This window comes from Enterobacter sp. EC_64 (genome assembly GCF_019584165.1).
GTDB classification, from domain to species: Bacteria; Pseudomonadota; Gammaproteobacteria; order Enterobacterales; family Enterobacteriaceae; genus Enterobacter; species Enterobacter roggenkampii.
Genome location: NZ_VDAS01000082.1, coordinates 1 through 418, shown reverse-complemented (window position 1 = coordinate 418; position 418 = coordinate 1). Strand labels below are relative to the sequence as shown.

The following is a 418-nucleotide window of genomic DNA, read 5'->3' as shown; positions in this document are numbered from 1 at the left end:
AGTGCTCACACAGATTGTCTGATGAAAAACAGCAGTAAAAATCTCTGCAGGCTTGTAGCTCAGGTGGTTAGAGCGCACCCCTGATAAGGGTGAGGTCGGTGGTTCAAGTCCACTCAGGCCTACCAAACTCCTTTTAAAGGATGAGCGGTACAGAGATTGCAAAACGATGGGGCTATAGCTCAGCTGGGAGAGCGCCTGCTTTGCACGCAGGAGGTCTGCGGTTCGATCCCGCATAGCTCCACCATCTTTTACTGCGAACCCAAGAAAACTTCAGAGTGAACCTGAAAAGGTGCACTGCGAAGTTTTGCTCTTTAAAAATCTGGATCAAGCTGAAAATTGAAACGACACATCTTAATGGTGTGTTCGAGTCTCTCAAATTTTCGCAATCAGAAGTGAAACATCTTCGGGTTGTGAGGTT

At 47.1% G+C, this 418-nt stretch carries 2 tRNA genes; both read left to right on the top strand.

The window, feature by feature from the left end:
- Positions 1-48: 48 nt before the first annotated feature.
- Positions 49-125, top strand: a tRNA-Ile gene (locus FHC52_RS22535).
- Positions 126-168: 43 nt separating this feature from the next.
- Positions 169-244, top strand: a tRNA-Ala gene (locus FHC52_RS22530).
- Positions 245-418 lie beyond the last annotated feature (174 nt).